Origin of the sequence: Pseudomonas sp. LG1E9 (genome assembly GCF_003290225.1) — a bacterium.
Lineage (GTDB): Bacteria > Pseudomonadota > Gammaproteobacteria > Pseudomonadales > Pseudomonadaceae > Aquipseudomonas > Aquipseudomonas cyclaminis.
In genome coordinates, this window is record NZ_CP029983.1 from 3,346,045 (window position 1) to 3,360,773 (window position 14,729).

General features: G+C 61.1%; 11 protein-coding genes. 3 read left to right on the top strand and 8 right to left on the bottom strand.

What is annotated here, in order from left to right; genetic code table 11:
• Positions 1 to 11: 11 nt before the first annotated feature.
• Positions 12 to 641 carry a ribonuclease T2 gene (locus DNK50_RS15495; protein WP_099582769.1) on the top strand — a complete coding sequence of 210 codons (630 nt, stop codon included), beginning with the start codon at positions 12 to 14 and terminating at the stop codon, positions 639 to 641.
• On the opposite strand, the gene DNK50_RS15500 is transcribed toward DNK50_RS15495, so the two are convergent.
• Positions 638 to 1,075: an Rrf2 family transcriptional regulator gene (locus DNK50_RS15500; RefSeq protein ID WP_099582770.1), complete on the bottom strand. Its 438-nt coding sequence runs from the start codon at positions 1,073 to 1,075 to the stop codon at positions 638 to 640. The genes DNK50_RS15495 and DNK50_RS15500 overlap by 4 nt on opposite strands.
• Positions 1,076 to 1,220: 145 nt before the next feature.
• On the opposite strand from DNK50_RS15500, the gene DNK50_RS15505 reads away from it, so the two are divergent.
• Both DNK50_RS15505 and DNK50_RS15510 read left to right on the top strand, forming a co-directional pair.
• Entirely contained in the window at positions 1,221 to 2,102 is an 882-nt protein-coding gene (locus DNK50_RS15505; protein ID WP_112194969.1) for an NAD(P)/FAD-dependent oxidoreductase, read from the top strand.
• Between the two features lie 129 nt (positions 2,103 to 2,231).
• On the top strand, positions 2,232 to 2,819 hold the full coding sequence (locus DNK50_RS15510) for a LysE family translocator (protein ID WP_099582772.1): 588 nt from the start codon (positions 2,232 to 2,234) through the stop codon (positions 2,817 to 2,819).
• On the opposite strand, the gene DNK50_RS15515 is transcribed toward DNK50_RS15510, so the two are convergent.
• From DNK50_RS15515 to DNK50_RS15545, 7 genes are all read right to left on the bottom strand, one after another.
• A complete protein-coding gene (locus tag DNK50_RS15515; RefSeq protein WP_099582773.1) occupies positions 2,761 to 3,636 on the bottom strand; it encodes an AraC family transcriptional regulator in 876 nt (291 codons plus the stop codon). The two genes, DNK50_RS15510 and DNK50_RS15515, sit on opposite strands and share 59 nt — an antisense overlap.
• 71 nt (positions 3,637 to 3,707) lie before the next feature.
• Complete coding sequence (locus DNK50_RS15520) at positions 3,708 to 7,193, bottom strand: hypothetical protein (protein ID WP_112194970.1); 3,486 nt, start codon at positions 7,191 to 7,193, stop codon at positions 3,708 to 3,710.
• A gap of 153 nt (positions 7,194 to 7,346) precedes the next feature.
• The gene (locus DNK50_RS15525; RefSeq protein WP_112194971.1) at positions 7,347 to 8,948 is read right to left on the bottom strand and encodes an ABC transporter ATP-binding protein; all 1,602 of its coding nucleotides are present in this window, start codon (positions 8,946 to 8,948) and stop codon (positions 7,347 to 7,349) included.
• 1 nt (position 8,949) lies between these two features.
• On the bottom strand, positions 8,950 to 9,969 hold the full coding sequence (locus DNK50_RS15530) for an ABC transporter permease (RefSeq protein ID WP_032885814.1): 1,020 nt from the start codon (positions 9,967 to 9,969) through the stop codon (positions 8,950 to 8,952).
• Between the two features lies 1 nt (position 9,970).
• Positions 9,971 to 11,047: a microcin C ABC transporter permease YejB gene (locus DNK50_RS15535; RefSeq protein ID WP_099582776.1), complete on the bottom strand. Its 1,077-nt coding sequence runs from the start codon at positions 11,045 to 11,047 to the stop codon at positions 9,971 to 9,973.
• Complete coding sequence (locus tag DNK50_RS15540) at positions 11,048 to 12,895, bottom strand: extracellular solute-binding protein (protein ID WP_112194972.1); 1,848 nt, start codon at positions 12,893 to 12,895, stop codon at positions 11,048 to 11,050.
• Positions 12,892 to 14,721, bottom strand: coding sequence for an extracellular solute-binding protein (locus tag DNK50_RS15545; RefSeq protein ID WP_099582778.1), 1,830 nt, complete (start codon positions 14,719 to 14,721; stop codon positions 12,892 to 12,894). Before DNK50_RS15545 ends, DNK50_RS15540 begins: the two co-directional genes overlap by 4 nt.
• Positions 14,722 to 14,729: the final 8 nt, after the last annotated feature.

A 14,729-nucleotide genomic window follows, 5' to 3' on the forward strand; every position in this document is an offset into this window, starting at 1 on the left:
GAAATAGACGGATGAAATACTGGATAACGTTGTGCCTCGTGTTCGCTACAGGTGCTATGGCGGCCCCACGGAGTCAGGGGACGCCTGGAGAGTTTGATTTTTATGTGTTGTCGCTGTCATGGTCGCCGACGTTTTGCCTGACGCACCCGGACAATGAGCAGTGTTCGGGCAAAGGCTACGGATTTGTGCTGCACGGCCTGTGGCCGCAATACGCCAAGGGCGGGTGGCCGGCGTCCTGTAACCCGCAGTCGTCCTTGTCCCGCGAAGAACTGGACAAGGGCGCCGCACTGTTCCCCACCCGTTCGCTGCTCAAGCACGAGTGGGCCAAGCACGGCACTTGCAGCGGGCTTGAACCGCTGGCCTACCTGGAGAAAACCGACGCGGCACTGGGCGTTGTTGCCGTTCCAACGCAGCTGCAGCCGTTCAATACACCGCCATCGTTGCCTGCCTCTGAGATCGAGGCGTTGTTTCGCGAGAGCAACCCGCGCATGGGCAATCATGGGGTGGCCGTGATTTGCAAAGGCAAGGTGCTGTCGGAAGTGCGCGTGTGCCTGACCAAGGACCTGGCGTTCGCCGGCTGCCCGCGCAGTGTGAAAACCCAATGCCGCGAGGGCGATATCCGCATTCCTGCGCAGCGCTAGGGCAGCATTGCCAGTCGATAACGCTCGTCAAAGTCTTCGGCCAATTGTGCCAGTGTCACCTTGCCCAGACGCTTCAAGAGCAGCGCCTGGGCCTGTTCGAAAGCGTCGGTAAGGGCAGCATTCACTGCTTGTTCCACCAGGCACTCCGGGTGATCGGTCGAGAGGCCGATCGCGAAGATCGATGGCGTGCCCAGCGCGCTGTGAATATCCAGCAGGGTGATCTCACTCAGGGGTTTACCCAAGCTCCAGCCGCCCTGGTGGCCCTTTTCCGAGCGCACATAGCCTTTCTCCTTGAGCCGGCCAAGGGTGCGCCGCACCACCACCGGGTTGGTGCCGAGCATTTGCGCAATCGTCTGCGACGTGGCGCGTTCCTCGTGGCGCCCCATGTGGATCAACACGTGCAGCATGCGCGAAAGCCGGGTGTCATTTCTCATCGATAAACCTCAGGTTGAGCCGGCGCAAAGTATCGTTCGTAACCCGATAAGTTGCGAGACACTTGACGGCGTATTTTTACGTAACTTATGGTGTGTCGTGAAAGCGCGCGGATAACCGCGTGCGTATCACATGAGGTCACCTTCCATGATGCATGACGTCATTATCATAGGCGGCAGCTATTCCGGCCTGTCTGCGGGCCTGCAACTGGCGCGGGCGCGGCGCAAGGTGCTGGTGATTGATGCGGGGCAACGGCGTAACCGGTTTGCAGCCACCTCCCATGGCTTTCTTGGCCAGGACGGCCAACCGCCGCAGGTCATCGCCGCCGAAGGGCGCAGCCAGTTGATGGAGTACCCGACGGTCACATGGGTGCAGGACAGTGTGGTTCAGGCCAGCGGGCACTTGGACGGATTCAGCGTGCGCACCCCATGCAACGGAGCGTTCAAGGCCAGGCGCCTGATCCTGGCTACCGGCGTGGTCGATGAGTTGCCAGCGATCCCGGGCTTGAAAGAACGCTGGGGCAAACGGGTGTTCCATTGCCCGTACTGCCATGGCTACGAGCTTGAGCAGGGCCGCATCGGCGTCCTGGCGACTTCGCCCTTGGCGATGCACCATGCGCTGATGTTGCCCGATTGGGGCACCACCACCTTGTTCACCAATGGCGTATTCACGCCGGATGCCGAGCAAAAGCTCCAGCTGGATCGGCGCGCAGTCCGTGTGGAAAGCACCGCCGTCAGCGCTATCAGCGGTGAACGTGCAGACCTGGAGTTGGTTGACGGTCGCGTCATTGCGTTGGATGGCGTGTTCACGATGTCTCGCACACAGATCAGTCCGCTGGTGGAACACCTGGGCTGTGAGTTGGCCGACGGCCCCACGGGCCCTTATGTGCACACCAACGAAACCCGCCAAACCTCGGTGCCCGGTGTGTTTGCCTGTGGTGATACGTCCCTTGCCGCCGGTTCGGTAGCGCTGGCGGTGGGCGAGGGCGTACGTGCTGGCGTGGGCGCGCATTTTTCCTTGATCATGTGAAGGCCAGGGACCGTGAGCTGTTTGTGAAGCAGTGCCGTGCGTTGCCAGGGTGATTTTGTTCAATACCGTTTCGGCGCGGCCTTATACCGTGGAACCCTCTTTATGCATCACCATAAAAAGGGAACCGCAATGAGCTTGATTATTTCCATGGCCGCCTTCGCCCTGGCCACTTCCATCACACCGGGACCGGTCAATGTCGTGGCGCTGAGTTCTGGTGCGCGCTTCGGCTTTGTCGCCAGTCAGAAACACGTGTTTGGCGCTGCCGTCGGCTTCACTTTGCTGCTGGTGCTGATCGGTCTGGGCTTGCATGAAGTGCTGCTGCGCTGGCCGGTCCTGACCCAGTTGATCCAATGGGGCGGCGTGGCCTTTTTGCTGTACATGGCCTGGAAACTGGCCGTCGATGATGGTCGCCTGGACGCCGTTGGCACGGCCACTGCACCGTCGATGCTCTACGGCGCGATCATGCAATGGCTCAACCCCAAGGCCTGGTTGGCCTGCGTGGCGGGGATGGGGCTGTTTGTGGCCGATGGCGACGCCGGGCAAGTGTGGCTGTTTGCGAGCCTCTACCTGGTGATCTGCTATCTGTCGGTGGCGTGCTGGGCTTACGCGGGCACCTTTCTGCGCCGCTACCTGAGCAACCCTCAGGGCGTGCGTGTGTTCAACCGCTCAATGGCCGCGTTGCTGGTGGCCAGTGTGGGTTATTTGCTGATGGCTTGAGCCGGTCGCGGTACTGCCCCGGCGTGGCGGCAAAATGCAGTTTGAAGGCACGCTGAAAATGCGCCTGGTCGGCAAAGCCTGCGGCAAGCGCTACATCAGCGATCAGACCGCCCTCACGCAGTTGGCTGCGGGCAAACTGGATACGCTGGTTGACCAAAAACGCATGGGGCGTCAGCCCGTAATACTGCTTGAATGCTCGGATCAGGTACGACGGCGACAACTCGGCCGCCAGGCAGATGTCTTCCAGTTTCAATGCCAGCGTGCAGTGCGCTCGGATGTACTGGGCAGCGCGCTCCAGCTTGTAGTTGACCTCGCGCAAAGGCGTATCGGACGGGTTCAGGCGTTGCTGTACATCGCTGAAGTAACTGACCAGCGCGCTTTGCTTGTGCAGGTGCTCGGCCTGTTCATCGACGACGATGCGGTACAGCTCCAGCAAACCCTCGTAGAGCACCGGATCACGGCTGTACGGCGTACTGAACGGGCGAAAACCCTGATCGGCGCTGAAGCCCAACTGGTGCTGCAGATCGGTCAGCCAAGGCGTGTCGATGTACAGCATCTGGTACGACCACGGCTCGTTTTCGATCGGATTGCAGGCGTGGACATCGCCAGGGTTCATCAGCACCAGCGTGCCGGCGCTGATTTCGAAAGTCTGCGCGCCGTAGTGGTAATAACTGCGGCCTGCCGTGACCGCACCGATGGAGAAATGTTCGTGGGCATGCCGCGTGTAAGTGACCTTGCGCCCGTCGGCGATGCTGCGCGCTTCGAGAAACGCGAGCGCCGGATCACGCCAGAACAGCGGAGCGGTAGAGGCGGGCATGGAGGCAACTCCCTGACGTGAACGAATGAGCAAGCCTGCAGCCTTATACAAACGCGGCGATTGTTCAAGCTTCAGCCGGACTTCAGCGCCATGCTGCGCAGGAAGTCAGCCCAGGGATCGTGCTCGCTCACGGCTGCTTCCAGCGTGATCGGCAGCCTGGCCTTTTCGCTCAAAGCCTGACTGTCTTCCAACTGATGGGCGAGGATCGCGTCTGCCACGGCGTGGGAGCGCGCTGAATCAAGGGTGCGCGGCACGCGGCGGCCCAGCATGTCCGGTGGCGCAATCTCATCCGGTTCGGGTAGCTCGTTACCCAGCGCCTGGATGACCACATCGGTGTTCTCCGGCAGCAGGGCAGGTTCCACCGGCCAACTGCCCTTTGCATAGGCCGTCCAGTCAAAACGCATCCACGGCTGCCGGGTGGCCGTATCGACGGCACGCTTGAGTTGCTCGTCGTCAATGTCGCGACGCGTCATTATCACTAGCTGACAGGGGAAGCACTCATAAAAATCCAGCTGGCTCAGATAGGCGACACGCATTAGAACACCAAAGCGACCGACGCTGAGTGGCGTGCCTTGCGCGGTGGCTGGCCGAACCAGACGGAAGAACCGCACTCGGCCATTTTCCAGGGCCTCACGCTGAGGCAGCGTGAGTTGCGACAGCCAATAGCAAATGGACTCCCGGTAAGCGGCCTTGAGCTGCTGGAGTTTCTGGTCGAACGCCTGGGAAAATACGTTGAAAATGCGTCCCAGCAGATGAAAACGCCTGGTCATCTGCTGGTATTTGATCTCGGCTTGTGACGAGTGCCATTTGGTTTCGGTGACGTCGAGGCGGTCGGCCATGTGCAGGTCGATGAACGAGTATTTGGGGCCGTTATACACATTCTCGAAGCGACCGCTTTCGGAGAACGGGGAGTTTTCCGGCAGCCACATCAGAATCCGCGCGTCGAGCCAGGGATTGTCCGGGTAGACCCTGCGCAGATCATTGCGCGCAGTCTCGCGCAGGCTCACCACGGGTTCGGCGAATGCTTCGAGGGTGGAACGCAAGCGCGCGCATTGCGTGTTGAGGGCGTCTACTGCCGTATTCACCGCAAACGTGCCGTAGCGTGACTGGGGCTGCAGAATGCCATTGACCACTGCCCAGTCGATGATCGGCACGGCCGCGTGGGCGCTTGCGAGGAAAGTTTTCCAGGCACCCTCTGGTGGCAGATTGGCAAGAGACATGATCTGGGCGTAGGTCAGTTGGCGCGAGGCACCCGGCAGCAGCCGTTCGAGGTACATCACGTATTGGCGAAACAACACCCACGTATGGGAACTCAGGTGTGCGGCGGCGTCGTGAATCTCGCGCACCAGCAGATGTGGACCTTTCCCACTAAGAATCAAGTGTGCCGCCAGTGCAGCAACCGGCTTGTCCAAACTGGGCAGGACGCTTTCGAGGTAGTCCCGCACGAACGTGATGGGTTCCCCCCAAAAATAGTCATCCTGCCAGTCGAGGTAGACGAGGCGCGTGGGGTGCGCGTCGAAGTGTGGGTCGATGCTCAGGATCAAGGCTGCTGCTATCAGCGCTGTCCGGCTGCCACGCTCCGAGCTGTCGCGGGCATGGCTGTCGTGCCAGTGCAGGGTGTCCGACAATGTTTCGCCCAACGCCTGGGCCAGCGGCGAATCGAGCACGCGCACCAGCAGGTAATCGGCCTCTGCGCGCACCTCGGCCGTCGACTTGCCGGCCAGCCAGGGTTGGCACAGGCAGGTGAACAGTGCGTCGCTGCGGCCTGCGATGAAAGCGTTACTCAATTCCACGATCTGTTGGCGTTGCCGCGGCGTCAGGACCCCGGCCGATGGTTGCGTGCCGACGGGCGTCAGTGCGCGCCAGTAAGAGCCATGGCTGGCGGGCAAGGGCAGTGGAGTTTCCAGGCGCTGTACCAGCGTGCGTACCTGGGCCAGCGTTTCCGGCAAGCCAAACTGATAAAGCCGCAACCCTTGTGCAAGGCTCACCGCACCGTTGGTGCGCAACTGTCCACCGGTTTTGGCGGCCAGTTTCATCAACACCAGTTTCAGCGCAAACAGGTGGTCGTTGGCAGTGACGGCGCGCTCCAGGGATTTCCAGCTGCCATCCATGGCGTACGCACCGATCTCACCGGAAACCGACAGCAACACGTGGCTGGCCGGGTCAATCCCTTCGCGTGTGCGCAGGCTCACGAAGGCCGGGTCGTCGGTCAACTGGCGCAGGTGAACATAGGCCTTGTTGACGAACGGCTGCAGGCCGTCTGGGTCGACGGCGATGATGCGGTCAAGGCCTTCAGGTCCATGCAGCTTGCCGTCGGCGATCACCTCTGAGAGCACGGTGCAAAGCGTGTAGCGATCATTCAACTGACCGACCAGGCGCCGATAGCGCAACAACTGCTTGTACGAGTGCTTCGTGTGCAGGATCGACGGTGCAGCGGGGACTTCCCAATCGCGCAGGCGTTGAATCAGGGCACGGATCTCTGCCCGCCTCGATGGGCGCTCAAAGCCGTAAGCCTTCAACACGGCCGCGAGGCTCACGCTGTGGCCGGGATAAAGGTGTGCGCGCAGTTGCGTACCCAGCAAAGTCAGGCGCTCCCAGCGCGTATCAGGTGACTCGGGGGCCCAGGTGCTTTGCTCCTGCTCACTGCCGTGGGCCAGCACGCAGATGCGATTGCGCTGCGCGTCGAAATGCGCACGGGTTGGCGCATCGGTCGGACCGGCAAGATCGTTCTCGTTGATAACTGCCTGCAACAGCATGGCCGCTTCGCGCAGGCTTCTGGCCAATTTGGAGTCTGAGTTCAGTTGCAGGCTGGTGAGGTAGATGTCCCGTGTAAACAGCAACCTTCCACCGCTGATCAGCGATTCCAGGGCCTCGGCCAACTGTTGGAAGTCGCGCTGTTGGTGAGTCAGTTCCGCCTCGATGATAGACGTGCTGCGTCCGTTGTCGTCGAATACCGGGAACCCTCGCAGGGCTTGCAGCTCCTCGACCATGCTCCACGCGGTAAAGCGATTGGCTGGCAGCGGATAACCATGGAAGGCCAGAACCAGGTTCAGCGGCAACGTGAATGCATCGTCATCGGCGAGGGGGGCGAGGTAGTGAGCGCCCAGGTCCGAGGGGTCGACCATATGGCTGATGGCAATAATGGGGTTGGCCACTGACCACCACGCTGACGTATCGCCCAGGGTGTAGACCTTGGGCTGTCCGTGAGCGCTGACGCGGAGTGTGCTGGTACACACGCTCAGGGTCTTGAGGTCAACGTTCCGATCGGCGGCCCAGGCCTTGAAGTGGCTGGCATGGATCGCCTTGCTGAACAGCCCGGTCCACTGTCCCAACAATGAAGATGCGGCAACCCGCACAGGTTGCGCGGGCGTCGGCAACGGCGCCTCTGCCCCGTCGGAGAACAGGCCGATCAATTGTCTGATCAAGGCGTTGTCGCCCACGACGTGCAACGCCTGGGGCTCACTCAAAGACGCGTGCATCGGGCCGGGGGTGATTGACTCTGCGGTATCGTGCGGCAACGTGTCCCACATCAGGCCGAAGCTAGTGGAGTCTTCCATGAACGTATGTCCGAGTTAAGGGGAACCCGGATCATCGACGCCCATGGCGCTGGCGCAGTAGCAGGCGCTTCCTGGAATGCCGTGGCGTGTGTCGATCACGGCGGCAGGCCATTGGCCTGCGGTCAGAAGTCCCAGCGGGTGGCCAGCATGCATTCAGGCCGGTACGAGGAACGCAGCCTCAAGCAACTGCCGGGTATACGCATGCTGCGGGTCGGCAAAAATCGCCCGTGCATCGCCCTGTTCCACTACCTGCCCATGCTTGACCACCATCAGTTGATGACTCAGTGCTTTCACCACCGCCAAGTCATGGCTGATAAACAGGTAAGTCAGGTTGTACTTGGCCTGCAGGCTGCGCAGCAGTTCGACCACCTGGCGTTGCACCGTGCGGTCCAGGGCCGAAGTGGGTTCGTCGAGTAAAATCAGGCGCGGTTTGAGCACCAGTGCACGGGCAATGGCGATGCGCTGACGTTGGCCGCCGGAGAACTCATGGGGGTAGCGATGCCGGGATTCCGGGTCCAGGCCCACTTCCTTGAGCGCGGCGATAATCGCTGCTTCCTGCTCGGCCGGCGTACCCATTTTGTGAATGCGCAAACCTTCGCCAACGATCTCACTGACGCACATGCGCGGGCTCAGGCTGCCGAACGGGTCCTGGAATACCACCTGCATTTCCCGGCGCAGCGGGCGTACCTGTTGCTGCGTGAGGCGGTCAAGCTGTTCGCCTTCGAAGCAGATGCCGCCCTTGCTGCCGATCAAGCGCAGGATCGCCAAACCGAGGGTGGATTTGCCCGAGCCGCTTTCGCCAACGATGCCCAGGGTTTGCCCTTGGGGCAGGCTGAAGTTGATGCCATCCACCGCTTTGACGTAATCGACGGTGTTGCGCAAAAAGCCTTTCTTGATCGGAAACCACACCTTGAGATCATCGACCACCAGCAGCGGCGGCCCCACTACGTTATTGGCCGGACCTCCGCTGGGCTCGGCCGCCAGCAGTTCCTGGGTGTAGGGGTGTTGCGGCGACTGGAACAGCGTCTCGCACTCGGCCTGCTCGACGATGCAACCTTTCTGCATCACGCACACACGATGGGCAATGCGCCGCACCAGGTTCAGGTCGTGGCTGATCAGCAGCAAGGCCATGCCCAAGCGCGCCTGCAATTCCTTGAGCAGTTCGAGAATCTTCAACTGCACCGTCACGTCGAGCGCCGTGGTCGGCTCGTCGGCGATCAACAACTCCGGCTCGTTGGCCAATGCCATGGCAATCATCACCCGCTGGCGCTGGCCGCCGGACAATTCATGGGGCAGGGCCTTGAGGCGTTTGTGCGGCTCGGGAATGCCGACCAATTCCAGCAATTCCAGGGTGCGCTGGGTGGCAACCTTGCCGGTCAGCCCCTTATGCAGGCCGAGCACTTCGTTGATCTGTTTCTCGATATTGTGCAGCGGGTTCAACGAGGTCATCGGCTCCTGGAAGATCATCGCGATCCGGTTGCCGCGAATGTGCCGCAGGGTCTTTTCCTTGAGGGTCAGCAGGTCTTGCCCGGCGTACTCGATGGTGCCGCTCGGATGCCGCGCCAGCGGGTAGGGCAGCAGGCGCAGGATCGAATGGGCGGTCACCGATTTGCCGGAGCCGCTTTCGCCGACCAGTGCGATGGTTTCGCCACGCTTGATGTCGAAGCTGACGTTGTTGACCACGCGGTGGTGATGCTCGCCAGTGACGAACTCGACGCTGAGGTCGCGGATTTCGATCAGATTGTCCTGATTCATCTCATTTCCTCGGGTCGAAGGCATCGCGAGCGGACTCGCCGATAAACACCAGCAGGCTCAACATGATCGCGAGCACGGCGAACGCACTCATGCCCAGCCACGGCGCTTGCAGGTTGGATTTGCCCTGGGCCACCAGTTCGCCCAGGGACGGCGAGCCGGCGGGTAAACCAAAGCCGAGGAAGTCCAGGGCAGTAAGGGTGCCGATGGCGCCGGTGAGGATGAACGGCATGAAGGTCATGGTCGAGACCATGGCGTTGGGCAGGATATGGCGGAACATGATCGCGCCGTTCTGCATGCCCAAGGCGCGGGCTGCACGCACGTATTCAAGGTTGCGCCCGCGCAGGAACTCGGCGCGCACCACGTCCACCAGGCTCATCCACGAAAACAGCAACATGATGCCCAGCAGCCACCAGAAGTTGGGCTGCACGAAACTCGCGAGGATGATCAACAGATACAACACCGGCAGCCCGGACCAGATTTCCAGGAAACGCTGCCCGGCCAGATCGACCCAGCCGCCGTAGAATCCCTGCAAGGCCCCGGCGATCACGCCAATGATCGAGCTGAGGATGGTCAGGGTCAGGGCAAACAGCACCGACACCCGAAAACCGTAGATCACCCGCGCCAGTACATCGCGGCCCTGGTCATCGGTGCCCAGCAAGTTCACGGATGACGGCGGCGCCGGGGCTGGCACTTTGAGGTCGTAGTTGATGCTCTGGTAGCTGAACGGGATCGGCGCCCACAAGGTCCAGGCGTCCTTGGCCTTGAGCAGCTCCTGGATATACGGGCTCTTGTAGTTGGCTTCCAGCGGGAACTCGCCGCCGAAGGTGGTCTCCGGGTAGCGCTTGAGCGCCGGGAAATACCAGTCGCCGTCGTAGTGCACAGCCAGCGGTTTGTCGTTGGCGATCAGCTCCGCGCCCAGGCTCAGCCCGAACAGGATCAGGAACAGCCACAGCGACCACCAGCCACGTTTGTTGGCTTTGAAACGCTCGAACCGGCGACGATTGAGGGGGGACAGATTCATCTCAATGCTCCCGGCTGGCGAAGTCGATACGCGGATCGACCAGGGTGTAGGTGAGGTCACCGATCAGTTTCACGATCAGCCCCAGCAGGGTGAAGATAAACAGCGTGCCGAACACCACCGGGTAGTCACGGTTGATCGCCGCTTCAAAGCTCATCAGGCCCAGGCCGTCGAGGGAGAAGATCACTTCCACCAGCAATGAGCCAGTGAAGAAGATGCCGATAAACGCCGAGGGGAAACCGGCGATCACCAGTAGCATCGCGTTACGGAACACATGGCCGTAAAGCACGCGGTGGTTGGTCAGGCCCTTGGCCTTGGCGGTGACCACGTACTGCTTGTTGATCTCGTCGAGAAAGCTGTTTTTGGTGAGCAGCGTCATGGTCGCGAAGTTGCCGATGACCAGCGCGGTGATCGGCAACGCCAAGTGCCAGAAGTAGTCGAGGATCTTGCCGCCCCAGCTCAGCTCGTCAAAGTTGTTGGAGGTGAGCCCGCGCAACGGGAACCAGTCCAAGTAACTGCCGCCGGCAAATACCACGATCAACAGGATCGCGAACAGGAACGCCGGGATCGCATAGCCGACAATGATCGCCGAACTGGTCCACACGTCGAAATGGCTGCCATGGCGCGTAGCCTTGGCGATCCCCAGGGGGATCGACACCAGGTACATGATCAGCGTGCTCCATAACCCGAGGGAGATGGACACCGGCATCTTTTCCTTGATCAGGTCGATGACCTTGGCGTCACGGAAGAAGCTGTCGCCAAAATCCAGCTGGGCGTAGTTCTTGACCATGATCCACAAGCGTTCCGGCGCCGACTTGTCGAAGCCGTACATCTTTTCGATTTCCTTGATCAGCGCCGGGTCCAGGCCCTGGGCGCCGCGATAGCTGCTGGAGCCGGCCACCGAGACTTCGGCGCCGCCGCCGGCAATGCGGCTGGTGGCGCCTTCAAAGCCCTCAAGCTTGGCGATCATCTGTTCCACCGGGCCGCCGGGGGCGGCCTGGATGATGATGAAGTTGATCAGCAGGATCCCGAACAATGTGGGGATGATGAGTAACAGGCGGCGAACAATATAGGCCAGCATTCAATCGCCTCCGCTCGCCGGATCGGCGTTCGTGTCTGTGTTCAGGGGGACGGCAGGTTTGACATTGGGTTTGCTCCACCAGGTGGCGGTGCCCACGTCGTAGCGCGGCGGTACCTTAGGGTGGCCCAGGTGATCCCAATACGCCACGCGGAACGTCTTGATGTGCCAGTTGGGAATCACGTAGTAGCCAAACTGCAACACGCGATCCAGGGCTTTGGCATGGGCCACCAGGCTTTTGCGCGAATCGGAGTCGATCAGTTCCTCTACCAATTGGTCAACCGCCGGGTCCTTGAGGCCCATGTAGTTGCGGCTGCCGGGTTTATCGGCGCTGGAGGATTTCCAGAATTCGCGCTGTTCGTTACCGGGCGAGGTGGACTGCGGGAAGCTGCCCACCAGCATGTCGAAGTCCCGCGAGCGGATACGATTGACGAACTGCGAGACGTCGACGCGGCGGATCACCAGGTCGATGCCCAGGTCGGCCAGGTTACGCTTGAAGGGCAGCAGGATGCGTTCGAATTCAGTCTGGGCCAGCAGGAATTCGATCTTCACCGGTTTGCCGGTGGGGTCGACCATCTTGTCATCGACGATACGCCAACCGGCTTCCTGCAGCAGTTGGTAGGCTTCGCGTTGCTGGGTGCGGATCATGCCGCTGCCGTCGGTCTTGGCCGGTTCGAAAGCCTGGGTGAAGACTTCGGGTGGGATCTTGCCGCGCAGCGGTTCGAGGATTTTCAGCTCATCAGGGCCGGGCAGGCCAGTGGCCGCCATCTCCGAGTTTTCGAAGTAGCTGCGGGTACGGGTGTAGGCGCCGTTGAACAGCTGCTTGTTGCTCCATTCGAAATCCAGCAACAGGCTGATGGCCTTGCGCACGCGCACGTCTTCGAACATGGGTTTGCGCATGTTGAACACAAAACCCTGCATCCCGGTGGGGTTGCCGTTGGGAATCTCTTCCTTGATCAAGCGGCCTTCGGTCACGGCCGGGATGTTGTAGGCGTTGGCCCAGTTCTTGGCGCTGAATTCCAGCCAATAGTCGAACTGCCCAGCCTTCAAGGCTTCCAGGGAGACGGTGCTGTCGCGATAGTAGTCGGTGATGCGGTTATCGAAATTGTAGAAACCCTTGGTGACCGGCAGGTCCTTGGCCCAGTAGTCCTTGACCCGCTCGTAGCGGATCATGCGCCCGGCCTTGACCTCGGCGACCTTGTACGGCCCGCTGCCCAACGGCACTTCAAGGTTGCCCTTGGCGAAGTCGCGGGTCGCCCACCAATGCTTGGGCAATACCGGCAGTTGCCCGAGGATCAGCGGTAATTCGCGGTTGTTGGTGCGCTTGAACTTGAACAGCACTTTCAGCGGATCTTCGGCAATGACTTCGTCGACGTCGGCGTAATAGGTGCGGTAGATCGGCGAGCCTTCCTTGATCAGTTCCTGGAAGGTAAACACCACGTCTTCGGCGCGGATCGGGTGGCCATCATGGAAGCGCGCTTCGGGGCGCAGGTAGAAACGCACCCAACTGTTGTCCGGGGCTTTTTCGATCTTGCCGGCGACCAGGCCGTATTCGGTGATGGGTTCATCCAGGCTTTGCATGGCCAGGGTGTCGTAGATCAGGCCGAGGTTGTCCGCCGGCACGCCTTTGGCAATGTAGGGGTTGAGGCTGTCGAAGCCGCCCATGGCCGACTCGCGGAACGTGCCGCCCTTGGGGGCATCCGGGTTCACATAGTCGAAGTGCTTGAAGTCGGCCGGGTATTTCGGCGGCTCGTTGTACAGCGTCAGCGCATGCTGCGGCGCCGCGTGGGCCGCGTGGGCCGCGCAGCTCAGCAACAAGCCGGCAAACAGTGAAGAACGCAAAGACATCATTGGGCTTTCTCCGACGCTTTGAGCCACCACGCGCTCAGGCCCAGGCTGTAGGGCGGCGTGGCGACAAAGGCGAACCGGTTGCGGTACGCCAGGCGATGATAGTTGAGGTACCAGTTTGGAATGCTGTAGTGCTGCCACAGCAGCACCCGGTCGAGGGCGCGGCCGGCGGCCAGTTGTTCTTCGCGAGTCTGGGCGGCCAGCAGTTGTTCCAGCAGATGATCGACGATCGGGTTGGCGATGCCTGCGTAGTTCTTGCTGCCCTTGATCGCGGCCTGGCTGGAGTGGAAGTACTGCCACTGCTCAAGGCCGGGGCTCAGGGTCTGGTTGAGGGTGATCAGGATCATGTCGAAGTCGAATTGATCCAGGCGCTGCTTGTACTGCGCGCGGTCGACGGTGCGCAGGCGCGCGTCGATGCCGATGCTGATCAGGTTCTCCACATAGGGTTGCAGGATGCGCTCCAGGTTCGGGTTGACCAGCAGCATCTCAAAGCGCAGCGGCTGCCCATCTTTGTTGAGCAAGCGCTGGCCCGAGAGTTTCCAGCCAGCCTCGCCCAGCAGTGCCAGGGCGCGGCGCATGTTCTCGCGGGGGATGCCGCGCCCGTCGGTCTGCGGCAGGCTGAAGGCTTGGGTAAACAGGTTCGCCGGCAATTGCTCGCGGTACGGCGAGAGCATCAGCCATTCATGGCCCACGGGTACGCCGCTCGCGGCGAACTCGCTGTTGGGGTAGTAGCTCAAGGTGCGTTTGTAGGCGTTGCTGAACAGGGTGCGGTTGGTCCACTCGAAGTCGAACATCAGCCCCAGGGCTTCACGCACCTTGGCCTGGCTGAAGGTCGGCCGGCGGGTGTTCATGAACAGGCCCTGACTTTGGGTGGGGATCTGGTGGGCGATCTGCGCCTTGATCACCTCACCCCGGTTCACCGCAGGGAAGTTGTAGCCATTGGCCCAGTTCTTGGCCTGGTGCTCAATATAGATGTCGAATTCGCCGGCCTTGAAGGCCTCGAAGGCCACGTCGCTGTCGCGGTAGAACTCCACTTCGACCTTGTCGTAATTGTAAAAACCCCGGTTGACCGGGAGGTCCTTGCCCCAGTAATCCTTGACCCGCTCAAACACCAGCTGGCGTCCCGGGGTGACCTTGCTGATACGGTACGGTCCGCTGCCCAGCGGCGGTTCGAAGGTGGTGGCCTTGAAGTCGCGGTTTTTCCAATAGTGCTGGGGCAATACCGGCAGCTCGCCCAGGCGCAGGATCAGCAGCGGGTTGCCGGCGCGCTTGAACACAAACCGGATGCGGTGAGGATTGAGGATGTCCACCCGCGCCACTTCCTGCAGGTTGGTGCGGTATTGCGGATGGCCCTCGGTCAGCAGGGTGCGATAGGAAAAGGCCACGTCATCGGCGGTGATCGGCTTGCCATCATGAAAGCGCGCTTCCGGGCGCAAATTGAACACCACCCAGCTGCGGTCCTCGCTGTACTCGACCGATTGGGCAATCAATCCGTAGCTAGAGGTGGGCTCATCACCGGACGGCGCGTACTGGCCGGTGCCGACCATCAACGGCTCATTGAGCTCGTTGACGCCGTATTGCAGGAAATTGGGGGTGGAAACCGGGCTGGAGCCCTTGAAGGTATAGGGGTTGAGCGTATCGAAGGTGCCAAATGCCATGACCCGCAAAGTCCCGCCTTTCGGCGCTGCAGGGTTGACCCAGTCGAAGTGGGTGAATTTGGCCGGGTACTTGAGCCTGCCGAACTGCGTATAACCGTGGCTCTCGGTAATCGTCGCGTTCGCACCAAAGCTCAAGGCCAGACTTATTAGTAGAAGGAGGGGACGCTTCAAGTCAGAGA